Source organism: Thauera sp. 28 (assembly GCF_000310145.2).
Taxonomy (GTDB): domain Bacteria; phylum Pseudomonadota; class Gammaproteobacteria; order Burkholderiales; family Rhodocyclaceae; genus Thauera; species Thauera mechernichensis.
Map to the genome: position 1 here is coordinate 1 of NZ_AMXA01000002.1, position 26194 is coordinate 26194.

A 26194-nucleotide genomic window follows, 5' to 3' on the forward strand; every position below is an offset into this window, starting at 1 on the left:
TGAACAGCTCGGACAGGAACTGCTCGCTGCCGGCGTCACCGTGCAGCACGCAGTTCTCGCCGCCTTCCTCGTAGTTGAGCACGAACTGAACGGCGATGCGGGCGCGGCCCGGCCAGTCGGCATGCGGCGGGTTGCGGCCGTAGCCGACGAGGTCGCGGGGGTAGGCAGGATTCGAGGTCATGACTGACTCAGTTCTGCAGGAAACGCTTGCAGGCGCCCCAGTGATTCATCAGCAGCCAGTAGGTGAGGCCGGCCGGGATCAGGCTGGCGTACCAGGACACCGCGGAGAAGCTGAGCGCGACCGCCGCCCCCACCAGCGAGGCAACGATGCCCGCCCAGTTGACGCCGCGATAGGGGCCGTTCTCGTCATAAAGCTTGCCGAGATCGAGGTTGCGGCGGCGGATCAGGTAGTAATCGACCACCAGCACGGCAAAGATCGGGCCGAGGAAGGCGGAGTAGGTTTGCACGAAGACCTGCAAGCCGGCGGCGGACTCGTCCTTAACCAATTCCCAGGGGAAGGTGCCGAAGGCGAGCAGGCCGACGATGACGGCCGCGCTGCGGAACGAGAGCTTGAACACATCCATCAGCACGTAGGTCGGTGGTACGACGTTGTTGAGTACGTTGGTCGTAACCTGGGCGAAGGCGATGAAGAGCAGCGTGATGATGAGCAGCGGCTTGTTGTCCACCGCGCTCGAGAACACCTGGATCGGGTCGGCCACACCGGTGGCGCCCGACACCATCAGCCCGATCAGACCCATGAACAGCGTGCACGGCAGGATGGACATCGCATAGAGCGTGGTCAGCGGCCCGCGCCGGATGCCTTTCTCGAGTTCGCGCGAGTAATCACTGACGTTGAGCATCATGGTGCTGTAGATGCCCAGGAAGAGCATGGTCGCCCCCCAGAACGGCAGGCCCCAGGTGCCTTCGATGTTCACCAGGTTGGCACTGATCTCCTCGCCATACTTGTCGATGACGCTGAAGAACATGTAGGTGAGCGATACCAGGATGAAGCCGCTGCCGATGTTCTCCAGCCACTTGATACCCTGGAAGCCGAGCACCGACAGGCCGATCTGCAGGATCTGGAAGATGATGAACCAGGCCACCAGGTTGTCGAAGCCGAACAGCGAGGCCGACACCAGGTTGAGCGCACCCGCCCCGACCCAGCTCTGGAAACCGTACCAGACGATGGCCGGCACTGCCCGTACCAGCCCGGGGAAGCGCGTGCCGGCGAAACCGAAGGCCGTGCGGGCCTGGACCATGAAGGGGATGCCGTACTTGAGGCCGGCCGCGCCATTGAGGGTGAGTGCGATGCCGATCACGAAGCAGCCGATGGCGATCGCCATCGTCGCCTGCAACAGGTTGAGCGTACCGACTACGCTCGAGCCCATGGCAAAGGTGCCGATCGACACGCAGCCGCCGAACCAGGCGAGCAGATACGACCACTTGCCCATGATTCGAGTCTGCTGGGGCGCGAGCGACTCCTCGCCAAGGGCTTTTGAGTGAGTCTCGTGATGGGGCTGCGCGCCGGTACGTCCTGTACCGGCAGTGCCAGCCAGGGTGACGTCATGTGCCTTGCTTGTCATTTCGTTTGCTCCTCCAGGGGTGCTGGACCGGCGGTTCGGCGACCGCTCGATGGTTTGGGCTCCGGGCACTGCCGCCCGGCGGGGAAATGAAGCGCTTGTCCTGCTTGGGGTGGGAGGTTGGGGTTGGGGGGGGTTGGTGGCGGCCAGTAAGTCCGGGGTGGTGGACGCTCAGCTGCCGAGGTAGTCGAAGCGGCCGGTGAAGGTCTTCGCGCGCGGGAAGGCGAGATCGCCATGCTTGCTGGTCCCCAGGCGCAGGCTCACCAGCGACTCGGCCAGTTTCACGGCAGCAGTCACGCCTTCGACGATCGGCAGGCCGACGGCCTCGCGAATCTCGTCGGTGAGGTCTGCCATGCCGCCACACCCGAGCACGATCGCGCCGATGCCATCCTCGGTCTTGGCACGACGGCATTCGTCAATGATTCGGCCGAGCGCGCAGGCGCCGTCGTCCTCCAGGTCGAGCACGGGGATCTCGGCCGCACGCACCTTGCGGCAGTGGTGAGCAAAGCCGTAGTTCTGCAGCAGGTGCTCGGCGATGATGCAGGTGCGTCCGAGCGTGGTGACCACCGAGAAGCGCGTACTGATGAGCGTGGCGAGATGAAAGGCGGCCTCGGCAATGCCGATCACCGGCGCGGTGGTGAGCTCGCGTGCGGCAAGCAGGCCCGGGTCGCCGAAACAGGCGATCACATAGGCGTCTACACGCTCGCCCCCATCCGCGCCCTCCCGTTCACCGCGACGGATCTCGTCCAGCACGCCCAGCGCACTGACGGCCTCGTCGAAGTGACTCTCGATCGAGACGGGACCGGCATCCGGATTGGTGGCCGAGACCTGGGTACCCGCTGCGGCGACGCGCGCCCCAGCCACGCCGATCTTGGCGGTCATCGACGCAGTGGTGTTGGGGTTGATGAGCCTGATGTGCATGGTGTCCTCTCGATTCTTCATGCTGTGATGCGTACCGACATCCTGAACGCTGCCGTTACAAAAACATTAATCGTCTTTTGTACACAAAACAAATAGTTTTTTGTGTTCATTTAAACATTTGATGAAGCCATCGCAACGACACCGGCAGACGCCCCCCTATGGCTGCAGCCGCGCCTCAGGAAAGGTCTTGCTCGCTGCGACACGGAAACGGCGATATCGCGAGGGATTCCGCCCGCCCCTCGGCATCATTCTTGAGCGCTTATTGGGCGGATCAGCGCGCTGATATGAGGCAGAACCACTCAAAAGTCGATTCAAAATGTTTTGTATACGATTATTTTTGTCTTCGCATACAATTTTTGAGAACCTCTCTCCTCACACTCAACCAGGAGCTCCCCCATGGCCAGCCACACTCCCGGCGCCCCCGTCTTCGCCCCCCCTGCCGAGTTGCCCGACTGGGCGCTGCGCTCGGTCGACCTCGCCAACCCGCGCCTGGGCGCCAAGGCAATCGCCGCCTCCGACGACTTCTTCGCCGAGGTCGCACGCATGCTCAACCCCGAGCCCGCACAGTTCGTCCCCGGCAAGTTCGACACCAACGGCAAGTGGATGGATGGCTGGGAGTCGCGCCGCAAGCGCGTCGCCGGGCACGACTGGGCTCTCGTCAAACTCGGCGTCAAGGGCGTCATCCGCGGCTTCGACGTCGACACCTCTCACTTCACCGGCAACTACCCGCCCGCCGTCTCGATCGAGGCCTGCGTCTCCGACGCCGATGACGTGGCCGCGCTCCAGGCCGCGACCTGGACCGAGATCCTTCCGGCCACCCCGATGGGACCCAACAGCCATCACCTCCTCGAGTGCGCCAGCACCGCGGCCTGGTCCCACCTGCGCGTGAACATGTATCCGGACGGCGGCATCGCGCGCCTGCGCGTCTATGGCCGCCCGGTGGGCTCGCTCGCGGCCAAGGCCGCCGCGGGCGAACTCGTCGATCTGGTGGCGATGGAAAATGGCGGCCGCGCCGTGTCGTGGAACGACGCCAGCTTCGGCTCTTCGGCCGCCGCGCTGTTGCTGCCGGGCCGTGGCATGAACATGGGCGATGGCTGGGAGACCCGCCGCCGCCGCGAACCGGGCAACGACTGGTGCGTGCTCGAGCTCGGCGCCCCCGGCACGGTCGAGCGCATCGAGGTCGACACCGCCTTCTTCAAGGGCAACTACCCCGATCGCTGCTCGATCCAGGCCGCCTATGTCACCGGCGGCACCGACCGCTCGATCACCACCCAGTCGATGTTCTGGCACACCCTGCTGCCCGAGCAGAAACTGGAGATGGATGCGATCCATACCTTCACGGAGCAGGTTGCCAAACTCGGGCCGATCACCCACGTGCGCTTGAACATCTTCCCCGACGGCGGCGTCTCGCGACTGCGCCTGTGGGGCAAGGTCGAGGCCAAATAAGAAGACCGGCGCTGCGCGGGCGCAGCCCTGCGCCCGGGCGCCCGACCGCCGTGTCGCCCCCTTCCTCACCCGAGAGCACACCATGACCGCGCACCCCGCCCTCCCCCTCGCCGTCGAGCCCCTCACCCACGAGGCCTTCGCACCCTTCGGCCAGCTCATCGAGGCCCGCGACGCCGCACCGCACTTCACCATCAACGCCGGCAACACCGAGCGCTACCACGACCTCGCTCGCATCGAGCCCGGGCCCGAGGGCCGCGTCATCGTCTCCATCTTCCGCGGACAGCCCCGCGCCCTGCCCTTCACCGTGAACATGATGGAGCGCCACCCGCTCGCCTCACAGGCCTTCATCCCCATGTCGGGCAAGCCCTATCTGGTCGTCGTCGCCCCCGCGGGCGCACCGCCCACCGCACAAGACCTGACAGTCTTCCTCGCCCGCGGCGACCAGGGCGTCAACTACGCCCCCGGCGTCTGGCACCACCCCCTGCTCGCACTCGACGAAATCTGCGACTTCATCGTCATCGACCGCAGCGGGCCAGGGCACAACTGCGACGAGATCCAGCTCGAGACCCCGGGCAGGATCGCAGCGCCGGGCTGAAGTCACACCCCGGGGCTGCCATGCGCCAGGACAGTGCGCAAGCCCCAGACCGCACACGAATGCGGTGCATGCACGCCACAGACAGGGCCGTGAGCACACCTATCAGCAAACCATCAAACAATCCCAACAAACTGTTTTTACTGATTATTTTTTGTATTCTTAAATCGATACAGCGATTTTTACAATCTGGCACGAGAGATGCTTAGAGAAGATCACCTCACCCACAGGAGATCTTCATGAAGCCTCTCGCCGCCCTACGCGCCCCGCGCGCACTGCGCCACACGGTCCTTGGCGCAGGCCTGCTGTCTGCGCTCGCCATCGGCGCCACCCTACCTTCGACTGCACTCGCCCAGGGTACCGTGCGCATCGGCATGACCGCCTCCGACATTCCGCTCACCTCGGGCGCACCCAACTCCGGCTTCGAGGGCGTGCGCTTCACCGGCATGACGCTCTACGACGCACTGGTGAGCTGGGACCTGTCGAGCGCCGACCGCGCCGCGCCACTGGTGCCGCAGCTCGCCACCGAATGGAGCGTGTCGAAGGAGGATCCGCGCAAGTGGACCTTCAAGCTGCGCGAGGGCGTGCGCTTCCACGACGGCTCGACCTTCAACGCCGACGCGGTGGTGTTCAACTTCGCCAAGGTTTTCGACCAGACCGCACCGCAGTTCGATGCCAAGCAGGCCGCACAGGTCGTCGCTCGCCTGCCGGCCTACGAGAGCATCCGCAAGGTGGATGACTACACGGTGGAGATCACCACCAAGACGCCGAACGCGATGCTGCTCAACCAGCTGCCCTTCATGTTCTTCTCCAGCCCGGCGCAGTGGGAGAAGCTCGGCCGTGACTGGAATGCCTTCGAGACCCAGCCCTCGGGCACCGGCCCGTTCAAGCTCGAGAGCCTGACCCCGCGCGAACGTGCGGTGCTGGTCCCCAATACCGACTACTGGAACCCGGCGCGCCGCGCCAAGGCCGACCGCCTGGTGCTGATCCCCATCCCCGAGGGCAACACCCGTGCCAATGCCCTGCTGTCGCGTCAGGTGGATTGGGTGGAGAACCCGCCGGCCGACATGCTGCCGATGCTCGGCAGCCGCGGCTTCACCGTCACCAGCAACGGCTATCCGCACATCTGGCCGTGGCAGTTCAGCTTCGCCGAGGGCTCGCCCTGGCTCGACAAGCGCGTACGCCAGGCCGCCAACCTGGCGGTCGACCGCGAGGCGATTCGCCAGCTCCTCGGCGGCAACATGGTGCCGGCGCAGGGCCTGCTGCTGCCGGACGACCCGGCCTTCGGCAAGCCCACCTTCGAGATCCGCCACGACCCCGCGGCTGCCAGGGCCCTGCTCGCCGAAGCCGGCTACGGCCCGGACAAGCCGCTGCGCGCCAAGGTGCTGATCTCGGCCTCGGGCTCGGGGCAGATGCAGCCGCTGCCGATGAACGAGCTGATCCAGCAGCAGTTGAAGGCGGTAGGCATCGAGGTCGAGTTCGAGGTGCTGGTGTGGGAGACCCTGTTCAACAACTGGCGCCAGGGTGCCAAGGACCCGGCCTCGCTCGGCGCCCACGCCACCAACATCACCTTCGCCACCCACGACCCCTTCGCCGCGATCATCCGCTTCATGGACAGCCGCAACGTGGCGCCGGTGTCGCTGAACTGGGGCTACTACGCCAACCCGAAGGTCGACGCCCTGATCGGTGAGCTGCAGACCGCCTTCGACCCCGCGGAGAACCGCCGCGTCTATACCGCGCTGCACGAAACCCTGGTCGAGGATGCGCCCTTCCTGTTCGTCGGCCATGACGTCGGTCCGCGCGCGATGAGCAGCCGCGTGCAGGGCTTCGTGCAGGCCAAGAGCTGGTTCCAGGACCTCACCCCGGTCCACATGAAGCCGTGATCCGGCACCGGCGGCGGTGTGCGCTAGGCACGCCCCGCCGGCCATCCACCGGCCGCGCCTGAGCGCCCCTGCTCGAAAGGGGGGGCGTACGCCGGCCGCTTCCCGGACTGGAGGGCAAGCATGTTCGCATTCATCTTCAAGCGCATCCTGTATGCGATTCCGATTGCACTCGCGGTGGCCGCAGTGTGTTTCTCGCTGGTCCACCTCGCCCCTGGCGACCCGCTGACGGCGGTAATCCCCGCCGACGCGCCGGCCGAGGTGGTGGCCGCGATCAAGCAGGCCTACGGCATGGATCGCCCGCTGGTGGTGCAGTTCGGGGCCTGGGTGCAGCGCGCGCTGCAGGGCGACCTGGGCCTGTCGGTGGCCACCGGACGCCCGGTGATGGGTGACATCGCGCTCGCCCTCGGCAATACCCTGCTGCTGGCAGTCGCCGCGGCAGTGATCGGCTTTGGCGGCGGCATCGTGCTCGGCACGCTGGCCGCCTTCTTCAACGGGCGCTGGATCGACAAGCTCGCCACCGCAATCGCGATCACCGGCGTATCGGTGCCGCACTACTGGCTCGGCCTGGTGCTGGTGATCGTGTTCTCGGTGCAGCTCGACTGGCTGCCCTCGATGGGCGCGGGCGCGGATGGCTCGGGCGAATGGCGCTGGGACTGGGCCCACCTGCAGTACCTGGTGCTGCCGGCGGTGACGATGTGCTTCATCCCCATGGGCATCGTCACCCGCACCGTGCGCGCCACGGTGGCCGAGATCCTCAACGCCGAGTTCGTCAGCGCACTGCGCGCGCGCGGTCTGGGCGCGCTGGCCATCACCCGCCACGTGGCCAAGAACGCCGCCCCCACCGTGCTGTCGGTGATGGGCCTGCAGTTCGGCTACCTGCTGGGCGGCTCGATCCTGGTGGAGACGGTGTTCTCCTGGCCGGGCACCGGCTTTCTGCTCAACACCGCGATCTTCCAGCGCGACATCCCGCTGCTGCAGGGCATCATCCTGGTGCTGGCGATGTTCTTCGTCGCGCTCAACCTGCTGGTGGATGTCGTGCAGACCCTGCTCGACCCGCGCATCAAGAGGAGCTGAACGATGACGAACGCGTCTTCCACCACGGCCGCCGCCGCTGCGGCCCAGGCCACGGTCGTGGCGCCGCTGCGCTCGCGCGGCTACTGGGCCACGGTGTGGTTGCGCCTGCGCCGCGACAAGGTGTCGATGGGCTGCGCCGGGCTGCTGCTGGGCCTGATGCTGATGGCGCTGCTGGCACCCTGGCTGGCCCCGCACGACCCCGCGCAAGGGGTGATGAGCCAGCGCCTGGCGCCGATCGGCACCCCGGGCCACTGGCTGGGCACCGACGAGCTGGGCCGCGACATGCTGTCGCGCCTGATGCACGGCGGCCGCATGAGCCTGGTGATGGGCCTGCTGCCGGTGTTCATCGCCTTCGTCGTCGGCACCGGCCTGGGCGTGGTGGCCGGCTTCTTCGGCGGCTGGCTCAACAGCGTGATCATGCGCACGACCGACGTCTTCTTCGCCTTCCCGGCGGTGCTGCTGGCGATCGCGATCTCGGGCGCGCTCGGCGCCGGCTTCGCCAACGCGATCATCTCGCTGACCCTGGTGTTCATCCCACCGATCGCGCGCGTGGCCGAGAGCATCACCACCTCGGTGCGCAACCTCGACTTCGTCGACGCGGCACGCGCGACCGGCGCCGGCGCATTCACGCTGATCCGCGTGCATGTGCTGGGCAACGTGCTCGGCCCGGTGTTCATCTACGCCACCAGCCTGGTATCGGTATGCATGATTCTCGCCGCCGGCCTGAGCTTCCTCGGCCTGGGCGTGAAGCCACCGGTACCGGAGTGGGGCCTGATGCTCAACACCCTGCGCCAGTCCATCTACCTGCAGCCCTGGGTCTCGGTGCTGCCTGGCCTGATGATCTTCATCACCTCGCTGTGCTTCAACCTGCTCTCGGACGGGCTGCGCAGCGCCATGGACATCAAGCGGTGAACGTCATGAACACTCCAACCCCCTCCGCCCCCCTGCTCCAGGTCCTGGACCTGAAGAAGCACTTCCCCGCCGGGCGCGACTTCTTCGGCCGCCCGCGCCAGTGGGTGCGCGCCGTCGAGGGCGTCAGCTTCGACGTCCATCGCGGGCGCACGCTGGGCATCGTCGGCGAATCGGGCTGCGGCAAATCCACCACCGCGCGCCTGCTGATGCACCTCATCGAGCCCGACGAGGGCCGTATCCGCATCCGCGGCCAGGCGTTCGGCCACGGCGTCGGCCGCCACCCGCTGACGGCGCTGCGCAAGCACATGCAGATGGTGTTCCAGGACTCCTACGCCTCGCTCAATCCGCGCCTGACCATCGAGGACAGCATCGCCTTCGGGCCGCAGATCCACGGTGTCGCCGCCAATGCCGCACGGGCGCTGGCGCGCGACCTGCTCGACCGCGTCGGCCTCAAGCCGGACGTGTTCATCCGTCGCTACCCGCACGAGCTCTCGGGCGGCCAGCGCCAACGGGTGAACATCGCGCGCGCGCTGGCGATCCGGCCGGAGATCGTCATCCTCGACGAGGCCGTGTCGGCACTCGACAAATCGGTACAGGCCCAGGTGCTGAACTTGCTCGCCGAGCTCAAGCGCGAGTTCGACCTCACCTACCTGTTCATCTCGCACGACCTCAACGTGGTGCAGTACGTCAGCGACGAGGTGATGGTGATGTACCTCGGCCAGGTGGTCGAATCCGGCCCGGTGGCCGAGCTTTATTCGCGCCCGCTGCACCCCTATACGCGCGCCCTGCTCGAATCGGTGCCGGCGCAGACGCCGGGCGAGCGCCGCCAGCATGCGGTGCTCGAAGGCGATCCGCCCAACCCGATCGCGCCGCCCGCGGGCTGTCGCTTCCACCCGCGCTGTCCGCATGCCGAGCCGGTATGCGCGCAGCAGGTGCCCGCGCTGCGCCGTGTCACCGGTCAGCAGGTCGCCGCCTGCCATCGCCTGCAGCCGGACTCCGGCTACAGCCGCGTGATCACCTTCGAGGAGTTGCCCGCATGAGCCACCCCATGGTTGAAGTCCGCGACCTGCGTGTCACCTTCCGGAGCGAGGAAGGGCCGATCTACGCCGTCGACGGCGTGGATCTGGACCTGGCGCCCGGCGAGACGCTCGCCCTGCTCGGCGAGTCGGGCTGCGGCAAGAGCGTGACGATGAAGTCGCTGATGCGGCTGCACCCGGCGCACAAGACCCGCATCGAAGGCAGCATCCGCATAGCCGGCGAGGACGTGCTGGCGATGAACGCCGGCGCGCTGTCGCGCCTGCGCGGCAAGACGGTGGCGATGGTGTTCCAGGAGCCGATGCTCGCCTTCGACCCGGTGTTCACGATCGGCGAACAGATCTGCGAGGCAGTACGCCGTCACGAGGGCTGCAGCGGGGCCGATGCCCGCGCCCGCGCGCTGGAGATGCTCGAGCGCGTGCAGATCCCTTCGGCGCGCAAGCGCCTGGACGCCTATCCGCACGAGATGAGCGGGGGCATGCGCCAGCGCGCGATGATCGCGCTCGCGCTGTCGTGCCAGCCAAAGGTGCTGCTCGCCGACGAGCCGACCACCGCGCTCGACGCCACGGTACAGATCCAGGTACTCCTGCTGCTCAAGGAACTGCAGCGCGAGATGGGCATGAGCATGATCTTCGTCACCCACGACGTCGGCGTCGCCATCGAGGTCGCCGACCGCACGGCCGTGATGTACGCCGGACGCGTCATCGAGCAGGGGCCGATCGACTCCGTCATGCGCGCGCCCTGGCACCCCTACACCCAGGGCCTGCTGGCGGCGACGGTGCATCCGGGCATGGACCGCCGCCAGGCGCTGAACGCGATCCCCGGCTCACCCCCGCAGCTGACGCGGCGCATTCCCGAATGTGCATTCGCACCGCGCTGCACCCTCGCGAGTGCGAGCTGCCACGATCCGCTGCCCCCTGCACGTATGGACGGCGACCGCCTGCTGCGTTGCATACAGCCGGCAAGCGCTCGCTGAGAGGCGTGCACAAACTATTTGTGCGCAATCGGCATGAGATCCTCACCTTATCCGTTTACGTCGCGCGCAGAGCCCACGAAAATGAGGGTTGTGCGATAAACCCAGTGTTGCCACATGCCCACAACCCGCCCGGCCCGCCCCCGCAAGTCGCCCGAGACACCCGTCGTCCTTGCCGACGAGGCATCCGAACGCCGGCGCGCACCACGCGCCCGCGATGCCGGGGGCACTTCGGCTGCGCCAGCCCTCGACAACCAGCGCATCTACGACCTGATGTTCGAGGCCATCGCGCACCGCAAGCTGCCCCCCGCCACCAAGCTGTCGGAGGAGCGCCTTTGCCGGGTGTTCGGTGTCAGCCGCACGCGACTGCGCGAGATCTTCTTCCGTCTTGCGCAGGACCGCATCATCACCCTCAAGCCCAATCACGGCGCCTATGTCGCGAGTCCGAGCGCACGCGAAACCAGCGAGGTCTTCGCCGCGCGGCGCGCGATCGAGACTGCGGTGGTCGAGACCCTTGCCCAGGGAATCACGCCCGAGGCGCTCGAGCGCCTTGAGGCGCATCTCGCCCAGGAGGGTGCCGCACGCCTGGCGCATGACCACGCCGCCCTTACCCGGCTGACCGGGGATTTCCACCTGCTGCTGGCCGAGCTCACGGGCAACAGCCTGTTCATCGACATCACCCGTCGCCTGGTTGCGCTCAGCAGCCTGATCATCTCGCTGTACGACTCCCCGGACGCCAGCGCCTGCAAGGACCACGAGCACCTCGACATCGTCGAGCACATCCGCCGGGGCGACGGCGAGGGCGCGCGCGAACAGCTGCTGGTGCACCTCAAGCATGTGGAGCAGACGCTGAGACTGGACGACGATGATGAGCACTTCGATCTCGAGTCGGTATTCGAGGCCTTGCTGAAGGCCTGAACAAGGGCAGATACGCAGTCGCTGATGTGCCTTATAGGCACGCGCGCACCCTGCCCCGGGAGCTCGGGCCTAAACTTCGCGTCCAGCGTCGCCGCGCACCGGCGACAACGGCCTTCGAAACCAACGCCCAAGCCTCATGCTCCTCGGCCTCTCACTGTTCTATGTCGGCGCAGTACTGATCCTCAACGGCCTGTGGATGCTCGAACGGATCGGTGATCGCGAGATCTCGATCATCAACCTATTTACCGGCGGGCTGACGCTGCTGGTGTCCCTCAGGCTTGCCTTCGGCGCCGATGCCGACAGCGCTTCGATTCGGGCAGCTGCACTATCCCTGCTGTTTTCATTCACCTACCTGTGGGTCGCCTACAACCGCTTCACCGGTGCAGACGGGCGCGGCCTTGGATGGTTCAGCCTGTTCGTTGCGATCACAGCCGTACCGGTGGCGATCGATAGCCTGGGCCAGGCGGCGAGCGCCCGGGACTGGTGGCTCGGCCTGTCCTGGGCCGCGTGGGCGGTGTTGTGGCTGCTGTTCTTCCTGCTGCTCGCATTGCAGAAGCGGATCGTGCGCCTGACCGCCGCCGTCGCCATCGGCCAGGGGATATTCACGGGCTGGCTGCCAGGCTACCTGCTGCTGACCGGCACCCTGCACTAGGCGGCGCCCTTTCCGCTGCGCACGCCCCCTTCTGCTGCGCGCGGCGCCTCCCAGTAGCCCGGTGCGTTATAGATCGCCTTCAGGTGGTCGATGAATCGACGCACCTTCGCCGGCAAGTGGCGTTGCTGCGGATACACCGCCTGGATGTCGTAGCTGGGCACGGCAAACTCGTCGAGCACCGTGACCAGCTCACCGCGCTTGAGCTCGGCCTGGATCTCCCAGGTCGACCGCCAACCCACCCCGAGTCCCTGGCGAACCCAGTCGAACAGGAGCTCGCCGTCGTTGCAGGCCAGGTCGCCCTCGACCCGCACCGCAAACAGCTTGTCGTCGCGCTGGAAGGTCCACCCGCGCTGCTGGCCACCGGCAAGGTTGAAGGCCAGGCAGTTGTGACGGGCGAGATCCTCGGGTTGGCGCGGAATACCATGGCGTTCGAAGTAGTCCGGGGTGGCACATACCACCCGTCGGTTGGGGAACAGGCGTACCGCAACATAGTTGGGATCCGTGACCTCACCAATGCGGATCGCCATGTCGTAACCCTCCCGCACCAGGTCGACCAGGCTGTCGGTGAAGTTGAACGACATGCGCAGCTCCGGGTGCAAGGCCTTGAACGCCGTTGCATGCGGCGCCACGTGGCGACGGCCAAAGGCGGCAGGCGCTGAGACGACAAGGTGGCCCCGTACCACGTCGCGCCCCGCGCTGAGCGCACGCTCGATCTCGTCGAACTCGCGCAGCAGGCTGCGGCCCTGGTCGACGAGCTGCTCGCCGAGCTCGGTGAGCGTGAGACCCCGCGTCGATCGGTGCATGAGCTTGACGCCAAGACGGCGCTCGAGCGCATCCAGGCGGCGTCCCATGACGACCGGCGTGACGCCCTCGACCAGTGCAGCCGCTGCAAAGCTGCCCTTCTCCGCCACCAGCACGAAGCTGCGGATTTCGGTATAGCGATCCATGTCTCCTCCAGATACTCGGACGCGGGGTGCTCAAGCCCCTGGCGGAACATACATTCGAGTCATGTTCACTTCGAATACAGCCCATAAAGGCCCGTAGATAGTGCGCGCGAGAACCCGTCGAAGCCCTCGGTCGATACTTTACATATCGACAGAACCGACCGCCAGCCCAATTCAGGCAGCTGGCGAAGGCTCGTATGCTTCAGCCATCGATTTCAACGACATCCACCCCAGGAGACGAAAATGGCCCGCATGAGAGCAGTCGATGCCGCAGCCGCGGTGATGCGCAAGGAAGGCGTGAGCACGGTGTTCGGCGTGCCCGGCGCCGCGATCAACCCGCTTTACTCGGCGATGAAGAAGAATGGCGGCTTCCAGCACATCCTCGGTCGCCACGTCGAGGGCGCCTCGCACATGGCCGAAGGCTACACCCGCGCCAATCCGGGCAACATCGGCGTGTGCATCGGCACCTCGGGCCCGGCCGGCACCGACATGATCACCGGGCTGTACTCGGCCTCGGCAGACTCCATCCCCATCCTGTGCATCACCGGCCAGGCGCCGCGCGCCCGCCTGTACAAGGAAGACTTCCAGGCGGTCGATATCGAGTCGATCGCCAAGCCGGTGACCAAGTGGGCCGTGACGGTGCGCGAGCCGGCGCTGGTTCCGCGCGTGTTCCAGCAGGCCTTCCATATCATGCGCTCGGGCCGTCCCGGCCCGGTGCTGATCGATCTGCCCTTCGACGTGCAGATGGCCGAGATCGAGTTCGACATCGACACCTACGAGCCACTGCCCGCCTACAAGCCCGCCGCCACTCGCGCCCAGGCCGAGAAGGCGATGGCCATGCTCAACGCCGCCGCGCGTCCGCTGATCGTCGCCGGTGGCGGCGTGATCAACGCCAACGCCGCCGACAAGCTGCAGGCGTTCGCCGAGCTCACCGGCGTGCCGGTCATCCCGACCCTGATGGGCTGGGGCACGATCCCCGACGACCATCCGCTCATGGCCGGCATGGTGGGCCTGCAGACCGCACATCGCTACGGCAACGCCACCATGCTGGCGTCCGACTTCGTGTTTGGCATCGGCAACCGTTGGGCCAACCGCCACACCGGCTCGGTCGAGGTCTATACCGAGGGCCGCAAGTTCGTGCATGTGGACATCGAGCCGACCCAGATCGGTCGTGTCTTCGGGCCGGACTACGGCATCGTCTCGGACGCCGGCGCGGCACTCGACCGCCTGATCGAAGTGGCGCGCGAGATGAAGGCTGCTGGCCAGCTCCCCGACCGCAGCGCCTGGACCGCCGAATGTCAGCAGCGCAAGCGCACGATGCAGCGCAAGACGCATTTCGACAACACGCCGATGAAGCCGCAGCGCGTGTACGAGGAGATGAACCGCGTCTTCGGCCAGGACACCTGCTACGTCAGCACGATAGGCCTGTCGCAGATCGCCGCCGCACAGTTCCTTCATGTCTACAAGCCGCGTAATTGGATCAACTGCGGCCAGGCCGGCCCACTCGGCTGGACCATCCCGGCCGCGCTCGGGGTGTGCGCAGCCGACCCGCAGCGCAAGGTTGTGGCGATCTCCGGCGACTACGACTTTCAGTTCATGATCGAGGAGCTGGCGGTCGGCGCACAGTTCAAGCTGCCCTACATCCACGTGCTGGTGAACAATGCCTACCTCGGCCTGATCCGCCAGTCGCAGCGCGGCTTCGACATGGATTACTGTGTGCAGCTCGCGTTCGAGAACATCAACGCACCGGAGACCGAAGGCTACGGCGTCGATCACGTGGGCGTGGTCGAGGGTCTGGGCTGCAAGGCGATCCGCGTGCGCACGCCGGAGGAGATCCAGCCCGCCTTCGCCAAGGCGCAGCAGTGGATGGAGACGTACCGCGTGCCGGTGGTGGTCGAGATCATCCTCGAGCGCGTCACCAACATTTCGATGGGTACCGAGATCAACGCCATCAACGAGTTCGAGGAACTCGCCGAGAAGGGCGCGGATGCGCCGACCGCGATCTCGATGCTCGACTGACCCCCTGCCTCACCCCGCCCCGCCGCCGCGGGGCGCAAGCGAACCACGGAGAACACGACATGCCCAAGTTCAACGCCAACCTAACCATGCTCTTCAACGAGGTGCCCTTTCTCGACCGCTTCGAGGCGGCCGCGGAAGCGGGCTTCAAGGGCGTGGAGTACCTTTTCCCGTATGCGTTCGACAAGGACGCGCTTGCCGAGCGCCTGGACAAGCACCGCCTGGTGCAGGTCCTGCACAACCTGCCGGCCGGCAACTGGGAAGGCGGCGAACGTGGCATCGCCTGCCATCCGGACCGGGTCGGAGAGTTCCAGGACGGCGTCGGCCGTGCGCTCGACTACGCCACCACGCTCGGCTGCAGGCAACTGAACTGTCTCGCTGGCATTGCGCCGGCCGGCGTGGATAGCGGCAAGGTGCACGAGACCTTCGTCGCCAACCTGCGTTTTGCCGCTGGCAAGCTCGCAGAGGCCGGCATCCGCCTCCTGGTCGAGCCGATCAACACCTTCGACATCCCCGGCTTCTACCTTAACCGCACGGCGCAGGCGATCGCGCTGATCGATGAAGTCGGATCAAGCAACCTGTACCTGCAGCACGACATCTATCACATGCAGCGCATGGAGGGCGAACTCGCCAACACGATCGCCAAGCACCTGCCGCGGATCGCCCACATGCAGATCGCCGACAACCCTGGCCGCAACGAGCCCGGCAGCGGCGAGATCAACTATGCCTGGCTGTTCGGCTTCATCGACCGGCTCGGCTACGACGGCTGGATCGGCTGCGAATACAAGCCCGCCGCAGGCACCCGCGAGGGGCTGGGCTGGATCCAGGCACTCGCGGGTTGAGACAGGCTCGCGCCTTGCGGCGCTCCTGCAAAGAATGACCCAGCTTCAATCACATCCAGGAAACAAGATCATGGCAAACATTGGCTTCATCGGCCTCGGCATCATGGGCACCCCCATGGCGGGCAACCTCATCAAGGGCGGCCATACCGTCTTCACCCACACCCACGGCGACACCCCCGCCGTACTCCTCGAAGCCGGCGCCCAGCCCTGCACCAACGGCGCAGAGGTCGCACGCAAGGCCGACATCATCATCACCATGGTGCCCGACACCCCGCACGTCGAGGACGCGCTGTTCAACCCGGAAGGCGTCGCGGCCGGCTTGTCGGCGGGCAAGATCGTGGTCGACATGAGCTCGATCTCACCGGTTGCCACCAAGGACTTCGCCAAGCGCGTCAACGCCCTCGGCTGCGAATACCTCGACGCCCCGGTCTCCGGCGGCGAGGTCGGCGCCAAGGCAGCCAGCCTGACCATCATGGTCGGCGGCAGCGAGGCGGCATTCGACAAGGTCAGGCCGCTGTTCGAACTGATGGGCAAGAACATCACCCTGGTCGGCGGCAACGGCGACGGCCAGATCACCAAGGTCGCCAACCAGATCATCGTCGCACTCAACATCGAGGCGGTGGGCGAGGCCCTGCTGCTGGCCGCGAAGGCCGGTGCCGACCCGGCCAAGGTACGCCAGGCGCTGATGGGCGGCTTCGCCAATTCGCGCATCCTCGAAGTGCATGGCGAACGCATGGTCAAGCGCAGCTTCGACCCGGGCTTCCGCATCGAGCTGCACCAGAAAGACCTCAACCTGGCGCTCACCACCGCCCGCCAGCTCGGCGTGTCGCTGCCCAACACCGCCACCGCGCAGGAGCTGTTCAACGCCTGCAGCGCGCACGGCGGCGCGAAGTGGGACCACTCGGCGATGGTGCGCGCGCTCGAGAAGATGGCCAACTTCGAGATCGGGCAGTAAACGCTCGCCGGTCCGCCCCCAACCCCTTACAGCCCATAATCACAAAGCGCCGGCACGGATCGGCGTAACCCGGGTGGCACGTTCTCCCCGACGTGCCACCCACCCACCGAAGGAGATTCCGATGCGCCACCTCGCCATCGACGTCGGCTCGTTCCGCTTCGTCGCCCGCCTGGAAGAAGCTGCCGCGCCCAAGACCTGCGCCGCCTTCCTGGACCTGCTGCCGTTCTCGAACCAGGTGATCCACTCGCGCTGGAGCGGCGAGGCCGTATGGGTGCCGCTGGGCGAGTTCGATACTGGCCTGGGTTTCGAGAACCACACCAGCCATCCTTCGCGCGGCGACATCCTGCTCTATCCCGGCGGCTTCTCCGAGACCGAAATCCTGTTCGCGTACGGCAGCAGCTGCTTCGCCAGCAAGATGGGCCAGCTCGCGGGCAACCACTTCCTGACCGTGGTCGAGGGCATGGACCAGCTCTACGAGATGGGGCGGACGGTGCTGTGGAAGGGCGCGCAGTGGATCCGCTTCACCGACCTGGGAGAGCGCTGACGGAGCGCCTCGCCGGCATCCAGGCGCCGCCAAGGGCGCGGGCATGATCGCGCTCGACTGCAACGACCAAGAGACAACGACTATGAGATCAACCCACGCCCTCACCCTCGAGGATGCACGCTCCATCGCCACCGCGGCCGAGGCAGAGGCACGCGCCCACGGCTGGGCGGTGAGCATTGCCATCTGCGACGCCGGCGGGCATGCCCTTTGGCTTCAGCGCATGGATGGCGCGCCGCTGATGAGCGCAATGGTGGCACCCGAGAAGGCGCGCACCAGCGTGCTCAGCGGCAAGCCGAGCAAGGCCTTCGAAGAGATGGTCAATAACGGCCGCTACGCGGCGCTGGCAATGCCGGTGGTGCCGCTCGAAGGCGGCGAACCCATCCTGGTAGACGGCAGCGTGATCGGCGCAGTCGGTGTTTCCGGGGTCAAGGCCGGCGAGGACGCACAGGTCGCCCGTGCCGGCGTTGCTGCACTTGCAATCCGCACCGAGCCCGCCACCCTGGAGAAAACCGCATGAAACGCGAACGTAGTGCCCGCATCCTCGCCACGCTGGGCCCGGCCAGCGCCAGTCGCGAGCGCATCCGTGAACTGGCGCTGGCCGGCGCGGACGTGTTCCGCCTGAACTTCAGCCATGGCAGCCACGAGGACCATGCCGAGCGGATGAAGCAGATCCGCGAGGTCGAGCACGAGCTCGGCCGCCCGATCGGCGTGCTGATGGATCTGCAGGGGCCAAAGCTGCGTGTCGGTCGCTTCGCCGAAGGCCGGGTGACACTCGGCCCGGGCGAACGCTTCCGGCTTGACCTCGACCCGACGGCGGGCGACGCCGTACGCGTCAACCTGCCCCACCCCGAGATCTTCGCCGCGCTCGAGACGGGCACCGAACTGCTGCTGGACGACGGCAAGCTGCGCTTGCGGGTGGACGCCTTCGGTGCCGACTTCGCCGATACCACCGTGCTGGTGGGCGGCGTGTTGTCCGATCGCAAGGGCGTCAACGTGCCCGGCGTGGTGCTTCCGATCTCGCCACTCACTGCAAAGGATCGGGCCGACCTCGACTTCGGCCTGGCGCTCGGGGTGGACTGGGTGGCACTGTCCTTCGTGCAACGCCCGGAGGACATCCGCGAGGCGCGAGAAATCATCGGCGACCAGGCCTGGATCATGGCCAAGCTGGAGAAGCCGGCCGCCATCGAGCAACTCGAGCCCATCGTCGCCCTGGCCGACGGCATCATGGTCGCGCGCGGCGACCTTGGCGTCGAGATGCCACCGCAGCAGGTGCCGGTGCTGCAAAGGCGCATCGTACGTGCGGCACGTGCCGCTGGCCGCCCGGTTGTGGTCGCGACGCAGATGCTGGAGTCGATGATCGGTGCGCCGGTACCGACCCGCGCAGAAGCCTCGGACGTGGCAACGGCGATCTATGACGGCGCCGATGCGGTGATGCTGTCGGCCGAATCCGCATCCGGCCAGTATCCGGTCGAGGCGGTATCGATCATGCACCGCATCATCTGCGAGGTGGAGCACGACCCGGCCTGGCGCAGCGGGCTGGAGGCGAGCCACACGCCAGCTGCGGCCAACACCCCGGACGCGATCTGCTGCGCGCTGCGACGCGTGGCCGGACTGCTCGAGCCCGCTGCCACGGTGGCCTACACGACGACCGGCTTCAGCAGCCTGCGCGCCAGCCGCGAGCGCCCTGCCACCCCGATCCTGGCACTGACGCCGCATGTCGGTACGGCACGACGCCTGGCTCTGGTGTGGGGCGTGCACGCGGTGCCCTTCGAGGAAGTACACGACGTCGCCGAGATGGTGGACCATGCCGCCAGCGCCGCGGTGGCGCACGACTTCGCGGCCCCCGGCGACGTGGTGGTGGTGATTGCGGGTCTGCCGTTCGGGCGTAGCGGTAGCACCAACCTGCTGCATATCGCCCGCATTCCCGACTGAGCACCGCACGCAGCATGAAAAAAGCCGCGGGTCACCGCGGCTTTTTTCATCAGTACTGCGAGGTAGCTTACTTCTTGCCTGCGGCCAAGCCGTTGACGATCTCCTGCTTGGCTTCCTCGACCGTGCCCCAGCCCAGGATCTTGACCCACTTGCCGGGCTCGAGGTCCTTGTAGTGCTCGAAGAAGTGCACGGTCTGCTTCATCAGCAGCTCGGGCAGATCGTCGGTGCTCTGCACCTTGTCGTACAGCGGGGTCAGCTTGGACACCGGCACGGCGACGACCTTGGCATCGACGCCGCCATCGTCTTCCATCTTCAGCACGCCGACCGGGCGACAACGGATCACGACGCCGGGCGCGAGCGGGAACGGGGTGACGACCAGCACGTCCACCGGGTCACCGTCGCCAGCGATGGTGTGCGGCACATAGCCGTAGTTGAGCGGGTAACGCATCGAGGTACCCATGAAGCGATCGACGAAGACGGCGCCGCTGTCCTTGTCCACCTCGAACTTGATCGGATCACCCTGAGCGGAGATCTCGATGATGACGTTGATGTCGTTCGGCACGTCCTTGCCGGCGCTGACCAGATCGAAACCCATACATCCCTCCCGTGGAAAAATTGTGCGCGGATTATAGGGGGAAACCACAATGTCTTGCACTGCACCACGCCCACCGGCCACGCTCAGGCCGGCGCATCGAACCCGGCATCCTCCACCGCTGCACGCATGGCGTCGACCGAAACCTGCGCTGGATCGAAGCGCACGGTCGCACTGCCCTGTTCGAGGGACACCTGCACGTCCTCGACACCGGCAATGCCCTTGAGCACGCCGGTCACGTTCCTGACGCAGCCGCCGCAGCTCATGCCTTCGACCTTGATCGTCACTTCGCTCATGCAGCACTTCTCCTCATCATTGATTGACGGCCCGCCGCGCCAGGGCCTCAGGTAATGCACACCACGCCGCTCCACAGGTCGCCGCCGAGCGTGGGCGCGTGGTAGAGGCCGAACAGCCCGAAGCCAAGCACGAGCAGCCCCGAAGCGATGCGCACCTTGCGATTGCGGGTGAAGTCGCGGAAACGCTTGAACAGCATGCCGGCCAGCAGCAGGTTGGGGAGCGTCCCAAGACCGAAGGCGAGCATGAGCCCGGCGCCGCGCACACCCGAACCGGTGACGAGCGCAGTGGCCAGAATGGAGTATGTGAGTCCGCAGGGGATGAAGCCCCACAGCATGCCAAGCGGCAAGGCCTGCCTGGGCGACCGCGCTGGCAGGAAACGACGTGTCGCCGGCTGGATGCGCCGCCACAGCACGTGGCCGGCGCGCTCGAACGGCGCAAGCGGGCGGGTAAAACCGGTGAGGTAAAGGCCGAGTGCAACCAGCATCAGGTTGGCCAGCACATAGAGCGTCATCTGCACCGGCAGCATGCCGTCGTACAGCATGCCGACCGAACCGATAAAGCCCACAGCGGCGCCGAGCGCGGTATAGGTGCCGATCCGCCCCAGGTTATAGGCGAGGTGCAGCGGCCACTGCGGCTTCCCGCCGGGCACCTGAACCTGCATGGTGAGGGCGCCGACGATGCCGCCACACATCGACACGCAGTGAGTGCCGCCGAGCAGGCCGATCAGGAAGACGGCCAGGTAACCTGTTTCGGGCATGGGGGAAGAGCGATCCGGTGCGGCGCGAGGCAAAAGCGCATTTTACGCCTGCACGCCCGCAACCGCATGCGACAAATCGCTCCGCCCTCGCGATCGCGTGACTCAGATCACCCTGGAGTAGCGCGCGCGCTCACGGTCTGCGCGCAGATAGCGGTCGAACACCATGGCGACACCGCGCACCAACAGGCGACCAGCAGGCTCGACGCTGATCCAGTCGCCCTCGATCTTCACCAGCCCGGCCTTCTGCATCTCCTGCAGGTCGGCAAGTTCCTCGGCGAAATAGGAGCGGAAGTCGATCAGGTGGGCGATCTCGATCGACTGCATGGACAGCTCGAAGTGGCACATCAGCGCCTGGATGATCGAACGCCGCAACAGGTCGTCGGCGGTAAGTTCGATGCCACGCAGGACCGGCAGCTCGTCACGGTCGAGCGCATCGTAGTACTCGTCGAGCGTCTTGACGTTCTGCGCGTACACCGGACCGATCTTGCCGATTGCCGATACGCCGAAGGCAAGCAGATCGCACTCGGCCTGGGTGGAGTAGCCCTGGAAGTTGCGGTGCAGACGGCCCTGGCGCTGAGCAACGGTGAGTTCGTCATCCGGCTTGGCGAAGTGGTCCATGCCGATATAGACGTAGCCGGCCTCGGTAAGGCGGCGGATACCGAGCTGCAGCAACTGCAGCTTGGTGTCTGCAGTGGGCATGTCGCCGCTGTTGATGCGGCGCTGCGGCTTGAACAGGCCCGGCAGGTGGGCATAGCTGTAGAGAGAGATGCGATCGGGCGAGATCTCCAGCACCTGCTCGAGGGTACGGTTGAAGCTGATCACGTTCTGCTTGGGCAGACCGTAGATCAGGTCCATGCTCACGGACTTGAAGCCCGTGGCACGTGCCGCGTCGATGACGAGCTTGGTCTCGTCATAGCTCTGGATGCGGTTTACCGCCGCCTGCACATCTTCGGCGAAGTCCTGCACGCCAACGCTCATGCGGTTGAACCCAAGCTCGGCGAGCAGTTTCACGGTGTCGAAGTCGACCTTGCGCGGGTCGACCTCGATCGAGTATTCGCCATTGGGAACGAGCGTGAAGTGTTCGCGCACCGCGGCCATGAGCTCGCGCATCTCGTCATGCGACAGGAAGGTCGGCGTTCCCCCACCGAGGTGGAGCTGCGTGACCTGGCGGCTGCCCTCCAGGCATTCCGCCTGCATCGCGATCTCCTTGGCCAGGTATTTCAGATACTTGGCCGAGCGCCCATGATCCTTGGTGATGATCTTGTTGCAGGCGCAGTAATAGCAGATCGTGTTACAGAAGGGGATGTGGAAGTATAATGAGAGCGGTTTGCTGACGCCGCCGACCGCCCTTTTTGCGAGCCAGGCCTTGAGCGCATCGGCGTTGAAGGCCTCGACGAAGCGGTCCGCTGTCGGATAGGACGTGTAGCGCGGTCCGTTGATGTCGAATCGGCGGATGAGTTGCGGATCGAAGATGAGTTGGTTCTGGCTTGTCATGATCTTGCTGCGGCAGTGTGTGCCAAACAATGGCAGATCGCCGCGTTTTTTTGGTTGACGTGGGTCAACGGGCGTGATGTGTTGCCCGATCGAACCACTCCTGAGCCAGGTCTGGCGTCTTTTGTCGGGGAAGCAGGATTATCGTGCAGATGAGGGCGAGCGTGCCAATTACCGTGAACGGGCTCAAGTCTGCCTGTTCGCAGTGCAACCTGGTCGAGTTGTGCCTGCCCTTCGGGATGTCCGACAGCGAGTTGAACCGCCTGGACGAACTCGTTGGCGCGCGGCGCAAGGTCAAGCGCCAGCAAAGCCTGTATCGTGCGGGCGATCCGTTCGAGGCGATCTACGCCATCCGCGCCGGTTCGTTCAAGACCGACGTGCTGCTCGAAGACGGCCGCGATCAGGTGACCGGCTTCCAGATGACCGGAGAGATTCTCGGCCTCGACGGCATCAGTGCAGAGTCGCATACCTGCAATGCGATCGCCCTCGAGGACAGCGAGGTCTGCGTGATCGCCTATGACAAGCTCGAGCAGATGTCACACGAAGTGGAAGGCCTGCAACTGCAGTTCCACAAGGTGATGAGCCGCGAGATCGTGCGCGACCACGGCGTGATGATGCTCCTCGGTTCGATGCGCGCCGAGGAACGGCTGGCGGCGTTCCTTCTCAACATGTCGCAGCGCTTCAATGCGCGCGGCTTCTCGGCGCAGGAATTCCACCTGCGCATGACGCGCGAGGAGATCGGTTCCTACCTGGGGCTCAAGCTCGAGACGGTGTCTCGCGCTTTCTCCCGCTTCCAGGACGAAGGGCTGATCTCGGTACAACAGAAGCACGTGCAGTTGCTCGATCCCACCGGGCTCAAGCGCCTGATCCAGCACCAGCACGGCGCGCGCTGACGCTGGCCGCTCCGCCTCGACGGCCGCCATTGTTCAGGCAAGGAAGCCTGCGGGATTCTTGGTGAAGGCGACCGACACGATCCATACGTACACGAACAGGGCGGCCGCAAAGGCGCCCGCACGCACCGGCTTGGTCGGGCCGCGCTTGAGTGCAAGCGTGCCAAGCAGCACGTATGCAACCAGGCCACCGACCTTGGCGGTCACCCAGTCGGCGGCAAACGGGTACTGCGCGATCATGACCGCCAGCGTGATCGCTGACAGCAGCAGCAGGCTGTCGATGATGTGCGGCAACACACGGGTGAGCCGGTGCGAGAGCATCGGATTGCCCGTCAGCATCCACATGCCGCGCAGCAGGAAACCCGCTGCGCTGAGCACGACACAGACGACGTGAAGGTGTTTGATCGCGTAGTACATCCTTTCTCCTTGCAAGGGCTGGCAAGCTGCCGGTCTCGGGCAACGGGTATTGTCGCCCGTCTCGGGTAAGATTACGAATCGTTCCGGAGTCAAAGCAATGTCCCAGCACCCCCATGTCGACATCCCTGCCCTGCTGCATCGCATCCCGCTGTTCAGTGAGTTGTCGGAGTCGGATATCCAGCGTGTGTCGCGCTACACCCGCGATCGGCATGTCGGCAGGGGCGAAGTGCTGTTCCAGCGCGGCGACCAGCCCCACGGCTTCTATTTCGTCGTATCGGGCCAGATCAAGCTGGCCTTCTCGTCGCCACAGGGCACCGAGAAGGTGGTCGAGATCGTGGGTGCGATGCAGAGCTTCGGCGAGGCGGTGATGTTCATGAACCACCCCTACCCGGTCTTTGCGGAGGCCTTGTGCGACACGGTGCTGATCCATGTCGGCCAGGCGGTCGTGACCGAACTCATCGACCAGGATTCGACCTTCGCTCACAAACTGCTGGCCGGCATGGCGATTCGTCTGCACAGCCTGATCCAGGACGTCGAAACCTACTCGCTGCGCTCGAGCATGCAGCGCGTCATCGGCTACCTGCTGCAGGTGGCGGACAGCGACACGCCATGCGAGATTGCGCTTCCCACCAGCAAGCAGGTGATCGCCTCGCGCCTCAACCTGACCCCCGAGACGCTGTCGCGAATCTTCCATGACCTCAGCGAAGCAGGCCTGATCAGCGTGCAGGGCAAGCGCATCACCCTGCACGACCCTGCACGCCTGGCACGGCACAACGCCTGAGGCCGTTGCAGCACGGTAGCCGTTCAGGGCTCGAGCACGTACTGCCCTGGCGCATCGGCAAGCGCGGGAAAAGCCTCGGTCGACACCGGGCGCGCCGCCACGAGCGCGCCGCAGCGTGGCTTGAGCCAGCGCATCCAATCTTCCCACCAGCTCCCCTCGCAACGCTTGGCGCGCTGACGCCAGGTTTCCGGCGTATCGTCGCGTGTGCTGGCTTCGACCCAGTAGTGGCGCTTGGGCGGATCGACGACGGGATTGACGATGCCCAGGATATGCCCGGAACTCGACAATACCTGCCGCACCGGTCCGCCAACGTGATGCACCACTTTGAAGGTTTGCAGCCACGGCGCGATGTGATCGTCCTCGGCCGCAACCGCATAGAGCGGCTGCGAAACGGCCGCGAGGTCGAGCGCCTCACCGGCGACCTGCAAGGCCCCTGGCTGGATCAACTTGTTGTGCAGGTAGAGTTCGCGCAAATACCAGGCATGCATGCGGTACGGCATGCGGGTGGTATCCATGTTCCAGAACAGCACGTCGAATGGCGGCGGTGACTCTCCGTACAGCCAGCCATGCACGACGTAATGCCAGATCAGGCTGTTGGAGCGCAGCAGCCTGAACGAGGCGGCCATCTCCTTGCCGTCCAGGTAGCCCTTGCGAGCCATCTGCTCGGTCAGGTAGCGGATGCTGCTCTCATCGATGAAGACCTCGATGTCGCCTGGTTTGTGGAAGTCGACCAGCGTCGTAAACAAGGTCCAGTCGGCGACCGGCATCTCGGCCTCACCATAGCGCCGGTTCGCCCACGCCATGTACATCGCCAGTGCGGTGCCGCCAATGCAATAGCCGGCGGCATGCACTTTTGCGGCGCCCGTGAAGGCGCGCGCCTGACGGACGATCTCGTCGATGCCCTCGATCAGGTAGTCATCGAAGCCCACCTCGCTCATGCTGGCATCAGGGTTCTTCCAGCTGGTGATGAACACGTCGAGCCCCTGATCGAGCAGGAAGCGGATCATGCTCTTTCGCGGCACCAGATCGAGCACGTAGAACTTGTTGATCCAGGGCGTGATGATCACCACGGGCTCGGCACGCACGCGCTTCTGGGTCGGGGCATAGTGGATCACCTCGAGCAACCTGTTGCGGTAGATCACGGCACCAGGCGTGGTGGCGAGATTCTCGCCCACACGGAAGTCATCCGGGCTCGTCATGCGAACGTTGCCGGCCTGCAGGTCGGCGAGCCAGTTCTCGAAGCCACGCCTCAGGCTGTCGCCATTGGTCTCGATCGCGCGCCTGAGCGCAACAGGGTTGGTCCAGAAGAAGTTGGTCGGCGCAACCGCATTGAGCCATTTCCGCCACCAGAAGGCTGCGCGCCTGCGCTCCTTGTTCGACAGCCCCGGCGTCTCGTAGAGCATGTCCTGCGTATGGCGGGTGAAGGCGAGGTACCACTCCTTGATCAGGTCCCAGGTCGGGCGCTCGGTCCAGGCAGGATCTGAGAAGCGCGCATCATCGGCATTCGGGCTGATCGGATCCTCGCTCGGAATGCCGCGCATGCGATCCCACGTGTGCATCTGCAGCCGGAAAAGGTCGCGCGAGAGACTCAGCAGGTGCTCGCTCAGCTCCTGTGGATGCGCCATCCAGGCAAGCTGCGCGTGGACTATGGGCGCGGTCATGCCGAGCGGATCGACCGACCCCTCCACCTTGTCGTGCAGTCGACGCAGCAATTCATTGGCACGCCCGCGCGTCGCCCTCGGGTGCGACG

26 protein-coding genes and 1 pseudogene are annotated in these 26194 nt (G+C 65.7%); 17 read left to right on the forward strand and 10 right to left on the reverse strand.

Annotation, left to right across the window (positions count from 1 at the left end):
- From C662_RS01955 to C662_RS01965, 3 genes and pseudogenes are all read right to left on the reverse strand, one after another.
- Positions 1-181: pseudogene (locus tag C662_RS01955) on the reverse strand (allantoinase); the annotation flags it as partial.
- Between the two features lie 7 nt (positions 182-188).
- Positions 189-1583, reverse strand: coding sequence for an NCS1 family transporter (locus C662_RS01960; protein ID WP_232433198.1), 1395 nt, complete (start codon positions 1581-1583; stop codon positions 189-191).
- A gap of 168 nt (positions 1584-1751) precedes the next feature.
- On the reverse strand, positions 1752-2522 hold the full coding sequence (locus C662_RS01965) for an aspartate/glutamate racemase family protein (protein WP_269745238.1): 771 nt from the start codon (positions 2520-2522) through the stop codon (positions 1752-1754).
- A 375-nt stretch (positions 2523-2897) separates the two neighbouring features.
- Here C662_RS01965 and alc point away from each other — a divergent pair, with 375 nt between their 5' ends.
- From alc to C662_RS02010, 9 genes are all read left to right on the forward strand, one after another.
- Complete coding sequence (gene alc, locus C662_RS01970) at positions 2898-3947, forward strand: allantoicase (RefSeq protein ID WP_002924343.1); 1050 nt, start codon at positions 2898-2900, stop codon at positions 3945-3947.
- An 82-nt stretch (positions 3948-4029) separates the two neighbouring features.
- Positions 4030-4542, forward strand: coding sequence for an ureidoglycolate lyase (locus C662_RS01975; RefSeq protein WP_002924345.1), 513 nt, complete (start codon positions 4030-4032; stop codon positions 4540-4542).
- A gap of 236 nt (positions 4543-4778) precedes the next feature.
- Positions 4779-6422 (forward strand): ABC transporter substrate-binding protein, encoded by a 1644-nt coding sequence (locus tag C662_RS01980; protein ID WP_002924348.1) that lies wholly within the window; start codon positions 4779-4781, stop codon positions 6420-6422.
- Between the two features lie 120 nt (positions 6423-6542).
- Entirely contained in the window at positions 6543-7496 is a 954-nt protein-coding gene (locus tag C662_RS01985) for an ABC transporter permease (protein ID WP_002924350.1), read from the forward strand.
- A gap of 3 nt (positions 7497-7499) precedes the next feature.
- Positions 7500-8408, forward strand: a complete 909-nt coding sequence (locus tag C662_RS01990) for an ABC transporter permease (RefSeq protein WP_002924353.1) — start codon at positions 7500-7502, stop codon at positions 8406-8408.
- Positions 8409-8413: 5 nt separating this feature from the next.
- On the forward strand, positions 8414-9448 hold the full coding sequence (locus tag C662_RS01995) for an ABC transporter ATP-binding protein (RefSeq protein WP_051018543.1): 1035 nt from the start codon (positions 8414-8416) through the stop codon (positions 9446-9448).
- Entirely contained in the window at positions 9445-10419 is a 975-nt protein-coding gene (locus C662_RS02000; RefSeq protein WP_002924357.1) for an ABC transporter ATP-binding protein, read from the forward strand. The genes C662_RS01995 and C662_RS02000 overlap by 4 nt, the downstream gene beginning before the upstream one ends.
- A gap of 114 nt (positions 10420-10533) precedes the next feature.
- Complete coding sequence (locus C662_RS02005) at positions 10534-11334, forward strand: GntR family transcriptional regulator (RefSeq protein ID WP_002924358.1); 801 nt, start codon at positions 10534-10536, stop codon at positions 11332-11334.
- A gap of 136 nt (positions 11335-11470) precedes the next feature.
- Positions 11471-11986 carry an AmiS/UreI family transporter gene (locus tag C662_RS02010; RefSeq protein WP_002924361.1) on the forward strand — a complete coding sequence of 172 codons (516 nt, stop codon included), beginning with the start codon at positions 11471-11473 and terminating at the stop codon, positions 11984-11986.
- Here C662_RS02010 and C662_RS02015 read toward each other — a convergent pair.
- Entirely contained in the window at positions 11983-12933 is a 951-nt protein-coding gene (locus C662_RS02015) for a LysR family transcriptional regulator (RefSeq protein ID WP_002924362.1), read from the reverse strand. The genes C662_RS02010 and C662_RS02015 overlap by 4 nt on opposite strands.
- Positions 12934-13173: 240 nt before the next feature.
- On the opposite strand from C662_RS02015, the gene gcl reads away from it, so the two are divergent.
- The 6 genes from gcl (at position 13174) to pyk (ending at position 19219) form a co-directional block, all read left to right on the forward strand.
- The gene (gene gcl / locus C662_RS02020) at positions 13174-14949 is read left to right on the forward strand and encodes a glyoxylate carboligase (RefSeq protein ID WP_002924363.1); all 1776 of its coding nucleotides are present in this window, start codon (positions 13174-13176) and stop codon (positions 14947-14949) included.
- 59 nt (positions 14950-15008) lie between these two features.
- Positions 15009-15788, forward strand: coding sequence for a hydroxypyruvate isomerase (hyi, locus tag C662_RS02025; protein ID WP_002924366.1), 780 nt, complete (start codon positions 15009-15011; stop codon positions 15786-15788).
- A 70-nt stretch (positions 15789-15858) separates the two neighbouring features.
- Positions 15859-16743: a 2-hydroxy-3-oxopropionate reductase gene (locus tag C662_RS02030; protein ID WP_002924369.1), complete on the forward strand. Its 885-nt coding sequence runs from the start codon at positions 15859-15861 to the stop codon at positions 16741-16743.
- Positions 16744-16864: 121 nt separating this feature from the next.
- A complete protein-coding gene (locus tag C662_RS02035) occupies positions 16865-17287 on the forward strand; it encodes a DUF3830 family protein (protein WP_002924371.1) in 423 nt (140 codons plus the stop codon).
- Positions 17288-17369: 82 nt separating this feature from the next.
- Positions 17370-17804 (forward strand): GlcG/HbpS family heme-binding protein, encoded by a 435-nt coding sequence (locus tag C662_RS02040; protein WP_002924373.1) that lies wholly within the window; start codon positions 17370-17372, stop codon positions 17802-17804.
- Entirely contained in the window at positions 17801-19219 is a 1419-nt protein-coding gene (pyk, locus tag C662_RS02045; RefSeq protein ID WP_002924375.1) for a pyruvate kinase, read from the forward strand. Before C662_RS02040 ends, pyk begins: the two co-directional genes overlap by 4 nt.
- 67 nt (positions 19220-19286) lie before the next feature.
- Here pyk and ppa read toward each other — a convergent pair whose 3' ends face one another.
- From ppa to hemN, 4 genes are all read right to left on the reverse strand, one after another.
- Positions 19287-19814 carry an inorganic diphosphatase gene (gene ppa / locus C662_RS02050; RefSeq protein ID WP_002924376.1) on the reverse strand — a complete coding sequence of 176 codons (528 nt, stop codon included), beginning with the start codon at positions 19812-19814 and terminating at the stop codon, positions 19287-19289.
- A gap of 83 nt (positions 19815-19897) precedes the next feature.
- The gene (locus tag C662_RS02055) at positions 19898-20107 is read right to left on the reverse strand and encodes a heavy-metal-associated domain-containing protein (protein ID WP_002924377.1); all 210 of its coding nucleotides are present in this window, start codon (positions 20105-20107) and stop codon (positions 19898-19900) included.
- 47 nt (positions 20108-20154) lie between these two features.
- On the reverse strand, positions 20155-20865 hold the full coding sequence (locus C662_RS02060; RefSeq protein ID WP_002924378.1) for a sulfite exporter TauE/SafE family protein: 711 nt from the start codon (positions 20863-20865) through the stop codon (positions 20155-20157).
- Between the two features lie 102 nt (positions 20866-20967).
- Positions 20968-22359, reverse strand: a complete 1392-nt coding sequence (hemN, locus tag C662_RS02065) for an oxygen-independent coproporphyrinogen III oxidase (protein WP_002938169.1) — start codon at positions 22357-22359, stop codon at positions 20968-20970.
- 149 nt (positions 22360-22508) lie between these two features.
- Between hemN and fnr the strand changes: the two genes are divergently transcribed.
- Positions 22509-23249: a fumarate/nitrate reduction transcriptional regulator Fnr gene (gene fnr / locus C662_RS02070; RefSeq protein ID WP_002924380.1), complete on the forward strand. Its 741-nt coding sequence runs from the start codon at positions 22509-22511 to the stop codon at positions 23247-23249.
- 33 nt (positions 23250-23282) lie between these two features.
- On the opposite strand, the gene C662_RS02075 is transcribed toward fnr, so the two are convergent.
- Positions 23283-23663 (reverse strand): SirB2 family protein, encoded by a 381-nt coding sequence (locus C662_RS02075; protein WP_002924382.1) that lies wholly within the window; start codon positions 23661-23663, stop codon positions 23283-23285.
- A gap of 97 nt (positions 23664-23760) precedes the next feature.
- Here C662_RS02075 and C662_RS02080 point away from each other — a divergent pair, with 97 nt between their 5' ends.
- Entirely contained in the window at positions 23761-24444 is a 684-nt protein-coding gene (locus C662_RS02080) for a Crp/Fnr family transcriptional regulator (RefSeq protein WP_002924384.1), read from the forward strand.
- A 23-nt stretch (positions 24445-24467) separates the two neighbouring features.
- Here C662_RS02080 and C662_RS02085 read toward each other — a convergent pair whose 3' ends face one another.
- On the reverse strand, positions 24468-26105 hold the full coding sequence (locus tag C662_RS02085) for a PHA/PHB synthase family protein (RefSeq protein WP_232431577.1): 1638 nt from the start codon (positions 26103-26105) through the stop codon (positions 24468-24470).
- Positions 26106-26194: the final 89 nt, after the last annotated feature.

Coding starts and splice junctions, on each gene's coding strand:
- C662_RS02030 (WP_002924369.1), top strand. CDS start 15,859: ATGGCAAACATTGGCTTCATCGGCCTCGGCATCATGGGCACCCCCATG.
- gcl (WP_002924363.1), top strand. CDS start 13,174: ATGGCCCGCATGAGAGCAGTCGATGCCGCAGCCGCGGTGATGCGCAAG.
- C662_RS02055 (WP_002924377.1), bottom strand. CDS start 20,107: ATGAGCGAAGTGACGATCAAGGTCGAAGGCATGAGCTGCGGCGGCTGC.
- pyk (WP_002924375.1), top strand. CDS start 17,801: ATGAAACGCGAACGTAGTGCCCGCATCCTCGCCACGCTGGGCCCGGCC.
- C662_RS01990 (WP_002924353.1), top strand. CDS start 7,500: ATGACGAACGCGTCTTCCACCACGGCCGCCGCCGCTGCGGCCCAGGCC.
- alc (WP_002924343.1), top strand. CDS start 2,898: ATGGCCAGCCACACTCCCGGCGCCCCCGTCTTCGCCCCCCCTGCCGAG.
- C662_RS02010 (WP_002924361.1), top strand. CDS start 11,471: ATGCTCCTCGGCCTCTCACTGTTCTATGTCGGCGCAGTACTGATCCTC.
- C662_RS02060 (WP_002924378.1), bottom strand. CDS start 20,865: ATGCCCGAAACAGGTTACCTGGCCGTCTTCCTGATCGGCCTGCTCGGC.
- C662_RS01985 (WP_002924350.1), top strand. CDS start 6,543: ATGTTCGCATTCATCTTCAAGCGCATCCTGTATGCGATTCCGATTGCA.
- C662_RS02085 (WP_232431577.1), bottom strand. CDS start 26,105: ATGACCGCGCCCATAGTCCACGCGCAGCTTGCCTGGATGGCGCATCCA.
- C662_RS02015 (WP_002924362.1), bottom strand. CDS start 12,933: ATGGATCGCTATACCGAAATCCGCAGCTTCGTGCTGGTGGCGGAGAAG.
- C662_RS01965 (WP_269745238.1), bottom strand. CDS start 2,522: ATGAAGAATCGAGAGGACACCATGCACATCAGGCTCATCAACCCCAAC.
- C662_RS02000 (WP_002924357.1), top strand. CDS start 9,445: ATGAGCCACCCCATGGTTGAAGTCCGCGACCTGCGTGTCACCTTCCGG.
- hyi (WP_002924366.1), top strand. CDS start 15,009: ATGCCCAAGTTCAACGCCAACCTAACCATGCTCTTCAACGAGGTGCCC.
- C662_RS01980 (WP_002924348.1), top strand. CDS start 4,779: ATGAAGCCTCTCGCCGCCCTACGCGCCCCGCGCGCACTGCGCCACACG.
- C662_RS02075 (WP_002924382.1), bottom strand. CDS start 23,663: ATGTACTACGCGATCAAACACCTTCACGTCGTCTGTGTCGTGCTCAGC.
- C662_RS01975 (WP_002924345.1), top strand. CDS start 4,030: ATGACCGCGCACCCCGCCCTCCCCCTCGCCGTCGAGCCCCTCACCCAC.
- C662_RS02080 (WP_002924384.1), top strand. CDS start 23,761: ATGTCCCAGCACCCCCATGTCGACATCCCTGCCCTGCTGCATCGCATC.
- C662_RS01960 (WP_232433198.1), bottom strand. CDS start 1,583: ATGACAAGCAAGGCACATGACGTCACCCTGGCTGGCACTGCCGGTACA.
- C662_RS01995 (WP_051018543.1), top strand. CDS start 8,414: ATGAACACTCCAACCCCCTCCGCCCCCCTGCTCCAGGTCCTGGACCTG.
- ppa (WP_002924376.1), bottom strand. CDS start 19,814: ATGGGTTTCGATCTGGTCAGCGCCGGCAAGGACGTGCCGAACGACATC.
- hemN (WP_002938169.1), bottom strand. CDS start 22,359: ATGACAAGCCAGAACCAACTCATCTTCGATCCGCAACTCATCCGCCGA.
- fnr (WP_002924380.1), top strand. CDS start 22,509: ATGAGGGCGAGCGTGCCAATTACCGTGAACGGGCTCAAGTCTGCCTGT.
- C662_RS02035 (WP_002924371.1), top strand. CDS start 16,865: ATGCGCCACCTCGCCATCGACGTCGGCTCGTTCCGCTTCGTCGCCCGC.
- C662_RS02040 (WP_002924373.1), top strand. CDS start 17,370: ATGAGATCAACCCACGCCCTCACCCTCGAGGATGCACGCTCCATCGCC.
- C662_RS02005 (WP_002924358.1), top strand. CDS start 10,534: ATGCCCACAACCCGCCCGGCCCGCCCCCGCAAGTCGCCCGAGACACCC.